General features: G+C 44.2%; 4 protein-coding genes. All 4 read right to left on the bottom strand.

All coding sequences use genetic code 11. The features are described from left to right. On the bottom strand, positions 1-789 hold a 789-nt coding region (locus D2U88_RS18660), incomplete at its 3' end, for a hypothetical protein (RefSeq protein ID WP_220473521.1). 496 nt (positions 790-1,285) lie between these two features. Beyond that, positions 1,286-3,235: an OmpA family protein gene (locus D2U88_RS18655; RefSeq protein ID WP_119642052.1), complete on the bottom strand. Its 1,950-nt coding sequence runs from the start codon at positions 3,233-3,235 to the stop codon at positions 1,286-1,288. A gap of 11 nt (positions 3,236-3,246) precedes the next feature. Further along, a complete protein-coding gene (locus D2U88_RS18650) occupies positions 3,247-4,194 on the bottom strand; it encodes a PorP/SprF family type IX secretion system membrane protein (protein ID WP_119642051.1) in 948 nt (315 codons plus the stop codon). A 10-nt stretch (positions 4,195-4,204) separates the two neighbouring features. Further along, entirely contained in the window at positions 4,205-7,417 is a 3,213-nt protein-coding gene (locus D2U88_RS18645; protein WP_119642050.1) for a T9SS type B sorting domain-containing protein, read from the bottom strand. Positions 7,418-7,537 lie beyond the last annotated feature (120 nt).

Raw genomic sequence — 7,537 nt, 5'->3', positions numbered from 1 at the left:
TCCGGAGCCTATGCCCAGGTCCTGGTCGTCAGTCCCGTCAAGGGCGTCGACGTAGGCCTTCGTGGCCGCGTCACTGGCCGCCGTGGGGGCCCCAAGACCGGTCAGCACAAGGCCGTTGGCATCGTTCCCATCGGTGAGAACCTCCTCTATGTTCTGTATCTCGTTCAAAGGGTCCGCGTCGGCGTCGTCCGTGTCAAGGGCGTCGACGTACGCCTTCGTGGCCGCGTCCTGTGCATTGGTAGGGTCCGCGATGTTCGTGATCGCGGAACCGCCACCATCGTTACCGTCGGCAAGTACCTCTGCCAAGGTTTGGTCATCAGTATTTATCAGAGCTGCCAAATCGGCCAACGCTACAGAATAGGTATTGCCCTCCGAATCTGTAATGACCAAATTGGTGTTGGTGCCATCTATTCCAAATGAGGCAACCGTAGTATTGGTATCCGTTAAGCTGTCGCTTAAACTACTTAAGTCCACATTGGCACTGCCCCCGTTTTCCAAGGAAAGTGTCAATGTATTGGTAGTTCCATCAAAAGTAAACCCTGTCAGCTGTTGATCATCGGTTGATGTCAATTCCCAAGAATCACCGTCCCAGAAGTAAATGGTCCCGGTATTGGTATTTACGTAAATATCTCCCATATCGGCGCCAGTCGGGCTGACTGCTCCTGTACTGGAAACATCGGTTCCTTTGAGGACTTCACAATTACATTGGTCCTGTAAGGTTACTGTGGTTTGGGAAAAGGCAATTCCTGTAAAAAGTAGAAACAGTAGGGCAACTATGCTCTTTTTCATGAGGTTACTATTTGTTGAGGCTCGGTATTCGATATGTTTTTTGTTGTTTCAGCCGTACTATTTTCAGTGCTTGCCTCAAGACAGAACACTTCGAATTTTACAACTCCCTACAAAATTACCTTTACCTATAGGGGTAGAAAATATTTGTTGTGTACAACTAAAAACCTACTGTATAGCATCCATATCATGAGGTCATTATCCCAATTCTTTATCATTTTTTTAAGACTGTTCATCGATGAGAGTCAATAAAAGCAGTTGTTCGGACGCCCGAACCCAAGTAGTATACGTAATCTAATTCTTACTTTATTTATTTTGAGAAGTACAAAGGATTCTTATCAAAAAATTAGTTGCCTTATTTAAGGAATAGCTACCAAAAATTTTAAGTAGAGGAATTAACTAAGATAGATTAGACACAAAATAAAAAGACCCTCCTAAAGAGGGCCGTTCATATTTTAAGAAGAAAAAATGTTATTTTATAATTCTGTTAATCAGTACATTATTCAAAAATAATGAACTCTGAACGTCTGTTCAACTGATGTTGTTCCTCAGAGCATCGAACCCCATTCATGCATTCATTGACCAATCTGGTCTCCCCAAATCCTTCCCCTTGAAGTCTATCTGGAGATATTCCTTTGGATATCATATAGTTGACCGTTGATTCTGCCCTTTTTTGGGACAACCAAAGATTATAGGCATCATTGCCACGGCTATCGGTATGGGAATTCACCTTAATCTTCAAACTAGGGTATTTTTCCATGGCCACAATCACTTTTTGGATTTCAATTTCAGCATCGGGTCTGATGTTGTATTTGTTCAGGTCGAAATAAATGGTGCTCAATTGCAACAGTTTGGCCAAATCGTCTCCAAAACCTCCTGTGACCAGATCCCTTTCCAAATAGAAATCTATGATTCTGGGCTTACCATAGGATCTGCCAAAATATTCCTCAGCAGGTACATACCCATCCCGGGATGCCCTAACAAAATTTCCTTTGGAACAGTCGAGTTGCAAAAAGTAATTCCCATCAGAATCGGTTATGGTAGATGAAACCTCTTTGTTCTCTTCATCAATGACCATTACGGTAGCACCTGCTAAAACTTCATTGGAGATACGATCCCTTACGGTTCCTGACACATCTTGGATACAGTCCAAAACCAAAGGCTCATTTTCCACGAATTCATAAATATCATCATCTCCCATGCCTCCTTCCCTATTGGAAGAGAAGTATCCGGTCTTGCTATCGGTATCATAAATAAAGGCGAAATCGTCACTGGGCCCATTGATTGGTCTTCCCACATTCACCACAGGTTGGTCATAATCATCAAAGGCAATCTTTGTAGCAAAAACATCCAATCCGCCCAATCCCAAATGCCCATCAGAAGAAAAATACAGTACCCCATCCGAAGTAATGAAAGGGAACGTTTCCCTTGCCATAGTATTGATATTCTTTCCTAGGTTCACTATGGGGCCATAGGTGCCATCACCGATAATATTGGTCATGAAAATATCCGATTCTCCAAGGCTACCTGGCATATCGGAAACAAAATAGAGCCTTTTTTCATCCGGACTCAACATTGGGTGCGCCACAGAATAAGAATCACTGTTAAAAGGAAGTTCCGTGATATTGGTCCACTCGCCATTCACTTTTTCGGCGCTATAGATCTTTAAACGGGTAATGCCCTCACCGTCTTTGTATTTTTTCCCGTCCATGAAGTTATTACGGGTAAAATACATGGTGCTACCGTCCTTTGTGACCACTGAAGTGGATTCGTGAAGGCGGGTATTGACATCTCCTTCCAATTTGACCACTGTATTATTGGACACACTATCCGCATTTACCTTGTATAAATCCAAAAAGTCCCTTGAATTCCATGTATGTCGATATCGTGCCAAATTACCTGTATCCCGATCGGAAGCAAAAATGAGTCCTTTTTCGTAGTAGGAAGCGGCAAAATCAGAATACTTGCTATTGTACCCAAATGGCTTGATGGTATACCTTCCCGAGTTCTCCTCGATTTTGGTCATGTAGTCCTCATCAAACCCACCGGTATAGGAAGCCGTCATGGTCTTGAATTTTTCCATCAACCTGGCCGCTTCATCATAATTCCCCACGGATTTTAAACTTTGGGCGTATCGGAACACATACTCCACCTCCATTTCATCCGGATATTCTTCTTCCAGTTTTTTATAGATGTCGGCCGCTTCTTGATATTTGGCGTTGAAGTAATAGGAGTTACCCAGTTTTTTCAACAGATCTGGCGAAGTGTAGCCCTTATCCAATACCTTTTTATAGATGTCGATGGCAGGACTGAAGGAATATTCCCGATAGCGTTCATCGGCCTTCTCTATGGTCCTTTCAATCTTTTTTTCGGGAATGCTGTCCTGAGCGACCATTTTGGCCCCTGAACCTAAAACTACGATAAGTATAATGAGTATTCTTTTCAGCATCCTATACTATATTAAAAGAATCTTGGTGATACGGTTCTCTGAAAACTCTTCAACAGTTCCAACCTTAAAAAAATCTCGAAGGAGCCATCATTGAACTGCGTTCCTCCCAATTCTGTGGTTTCCCTATCATATGCAAGTCCCACCATAAGTTGTTCGGTCAATTGAAAGCCTACCAAGCCACTCACAGCAGCATCCCATCGGTATGCGGCACCAAAACTGAACCTGTCCGCGAACAAAAAGCTGGCGGAAAGATCAACCTGCAAAGGTGCCCCTCCCACTGCCTTGGTCAACAGTGCAGGTTTAAACTTTAGGTCCGGGCCCAAATCGAACACATATCCTGTAATGAAGTAAAAATTGATACGCTGGGCCGACAAAAAGTTAACCGAGTTATCAGAATTGTCGTTGTCGAAATATTCGGTCTCCAAAATATTGGGTGCCGATAATCCTGCATAAAAGGTATCGGTATGATAGTAAATTCCCAAACCAAAATTGGGAGTGAACTTATTGTCGATATTGTTCTGGTTGACTACTTCCTGATCAAAGTTGCGAAGGCCGTTAAAATCAAGGCTGATCATATTGCCCCCTGCTTTCAACCCAAAGGATAGCTTGGCATCCCTAGCAAATTCAAGGGTATAGGAGATGGCCGCATCCAAATAAGTCTGCTGTACCACTCCATCCCCGATATTATCGTTCACCACGGAAACCCCATAGCCCAATCTACTATTCCTGATGGGCGAATGAAGGTTTAGGGTAAAGGTTTCTGGAGCACCATCCAAACCAACCCATTGTGAACGGTACAATCCGGCAAAACTCAATTGTCCACGAGATCCGGCATAAGCAGGGTTGACACTCAATGTATTGTACATATATTGTGTGTATTGGGCATCTTGTTGGGCATTCATACCCACGGATACGATTCCAATAAACATCAACGTGATTAAAAAACGCATTCTTACCATTCTGTCAATATTACCTGCTTATATATATGTATTCGGAATCCGTGAAACTGCCTTCATCCGTTTCGTAGTTAAAGATATAAAAATACACTCCTGCTGGAAGGTAATCGTTGACACTCAACGACGACCTACCTCTTGAACGACCATCAAACACATTGTTGACATTGTCATAGTTTTTACCCTCATATACGGCCACGCCCCATCGGTTAAATATTTGCAGGGTGCTAGATCGTATCCTATCGACACCTCTAATGAAGAGGAAGTCATTCTTTAAATCCCCGTTGGGCGTTAGCATCTGGTTCACTTCAATTTTGGAATCATCATCGATTCCATCCACCGTGACGGTCACAATGGCCGTATCACAATTTTCGGGGTTTGATGCTTCACAAATCGTATAGCTGATGGTATAGGTACCATCTTTTGTTCCAGGAATAACCGTCACACTACCATCTTGGTTGATGATCAGTTCATCCGTTGGGGTCGAAGTCAGAATCACATCATCAAGGTTAACGGATTCACCATTCAAGGTATCGTTATCCAATACATCGCTGTTAGGTATCAAACCCAATGCATCGGCACCATAAGCATCATCCACCGCATCGATTATATTGACCATGCCTTCGGTCACCTCGACGGTAACGGTAGCCGTGTCACAATTTTCCAGATTGGCAGCCTCACAAATGGTGTATGTGATGGTATAGGTTCCCTCTACAGTTCCTGGGTTCACGGATACACTTCCATCTTCGTTGATGGTGAGTTCGTCCGTTGGAGTAGAAGTCAAAATGACATCTGCCAAAGTTACTGACACTCCATTCAAGGTGTCATTGTCCAACACGTTACTATCGGTAATCACTCCGCTGGTGGTGTCCCAAGCATAGGCATCATCTACCGCATCAATCACATTGGCCATTCCTTCGGTGACTACTACAGTTACTGTTGCTGTATCGCAGTTTTCCATGTTGGCGGCCTCACAAATGGTATAGCTGATGGTATAGGTTCCTGCTGTAGTTCCCGGGTTCACGGAAACGCTTCCATCTTCGTTGATGGTGAGCTCGTCTGTTGGAGTGGAGTTCAAAATGACATCTTCAAGTGTTACAGATGCTCCATTAAGCGTATCATTATCCAACACGTCACTACCCGAAATTATTCCACCTGTGGTGTCTGCATTATAGGAATCATCCACGGCATCAATAACATTCGCTGCACCCTGTGTTACTTCCACAGTCACGGTTGCGGTGTCACAATTGCTTGGGTTAGCCGCTTCACAAATGGTGTAGCTGATGGTGTAGGTTCCTTCGGATGTTCCTGGGTTTACAGTGATGCTTCCATCTTCATTGATGGTGAGTTCATCGGTAGGGGTCGAAGTCAAAATAACATCTCCTGGAGTTACCGGTGTACCGTTCAAGGTATCGTTGTCCAACACGTCACTATCTGAAATAGTCCCACCATTGGTATCCGTAGTGTAGGCATCATCAACCGCATCAATGGTATTTGCACCCACTTGAATGGTAACCGTTGCCGAAGCACAAACATTTGGATCAACAGCAACGTTGCAAACTTGGTAAATAACGGTAATCGTTGAATTGGATTCCGACAAGACTGGAGTATAGATTATGAAACCTGTGTCGGCATCAAAAGTAACCGTGCCCAGTGCATTACCCCCAATTTGTGAAAGTGCGGTAATCCCCAAATTATTGACATCATTATTGGGTAGATAATCATCATTCTCCAAAATATTGATGGCAACCTGTGTAAGGGCAGGAGTTGATCCGGAATCATCCATGGCCGTGGCCTTCAATGGATTTGGATCTGTGCCGTTCGGATTTCCGTCATTATCACAATCCAAGGCTTCCCAATCCGCTGAAGGGGTCAAGGTCACACTCTCTGGCTTATAATCGCAAGGATCCAAGGGATCGGTACCATCTTCTTTTTCATCGCCATTGGTCACCCCATCGCCATCACAGTCGGAACTGTTCCAGGTTGATGATGGATCCACGGTCTGGCTACCAAGGACAAAGTCGCACGCATCGTTAGGATCGGTGCCGTCCTCTTTCTCATCACCGTTCGTCACCCCGTCCCCATCGCAGTCAGCAGTAAGGTAATCACCACTTTGTGGCAGGGTCACATGATCAGGGTTGTAATCACAGGGATCCAAGGGATCGGTACCGTCTTCTTTTTCGTCGCCGTTGGTCACCCCGTCGCCATCGCAATCCAACTGCTTCCATGCATCGGAAGGCGCACAGTTTTGGTGTTCCAATACAAAATCACAAGGATCCAACGGGTCTGTTCCATCTTCTATTTCTTTCTCATTCGTGACTCCATCACCATCACAATCGGCTGATAGGTAATCGCCGCTTTGTGGCAAGGTCACATGGTCAGGATTATAATCACATGGATCTAATGGATTGGTTCCGTCCTCGTGCTCATCACCATTGGTCACCCCATCGCCATCACAATCCAATTGTTTCCATGCATCGGAAGGTGCGCAGTTTTGGTGTTCCCAAACAAAATCGCAAGGGTCTAATGGATCGGTACCATCCTCTTTTTCTTTTCCATTGGTTACCCCATCACCATCACAGTCCATATTTTTCCAACTGTTGGGCACAGTACAATTTTGATGTTCCACAACCAAATCACATGGATCAAATGGATCGGTACCATCCTCTATTTCCTTTTCGTTGGTGACTCCGTCCCCATCGCAATCCATTTTTTTCCAACTATCCGGAACGGTACAATTTTGATGTTCCACAACCAAATCACAAGGGTCCAATGGGTCGGTACCATCTTCTTTTTCCTTTTGGTTGGTCACCCCATCACCATCGCAATCCATATTCTTCCACGTACTGGTTGGTGTGCAATTCTGGTGGGCCAAGATAAAATCACAAGGATCCTCCGGATCTGTTCCATCTTCTTCTTCCTTATCACAGGTCACACCATCACCATCACAATCCGTAAGGGCAGTAATGTTCATCCCAAAAGAATTTGTGTGATGATCATTGGATCGGGAAGAAAATGGGTCCCAAAGTCCGGATATGTCCCAAACCGAACTGGTGGATATTTTATCAACCCCAATTACGTGGTCGCTCCACGTTCTAATTTTGGAAGAATGATATGAAGGGGCAACACTGAAGGATGAAAACAGTCCTAAACCCAATAAAAGGGCCACAACACGAACGTGTTGGACTAGATTATTATCCCTAAGTCTTACAAAAGTAATGTTCTCCATAAATGATAAGTTTTGGTCAACTAATCACCATGGCTCCAGTGGTTCCCGTACGTGTAAGAAATTGGGGTTTCTTAGTTATTCTAGGTGTTCTTGTGCTTTTGACACACCACGTTTGAATTT

Origin of the sequence: Flagellimonas aequoris (genome assembly GCF_003584165.1) — a bacterium.
Classification (GTDB): domain Bacteria; phylum Bacteroidota; class Bacteroidia; order Flavobacteriales; family Flavobacteriaceae; genus Flagellimonas; species Flagellimonas aequoris.
The sequence above is the reverse complement of the archived record's forward strand: the minus strand, read 5'-3'. Positions and strand labels throughout refer to the sequence as shown.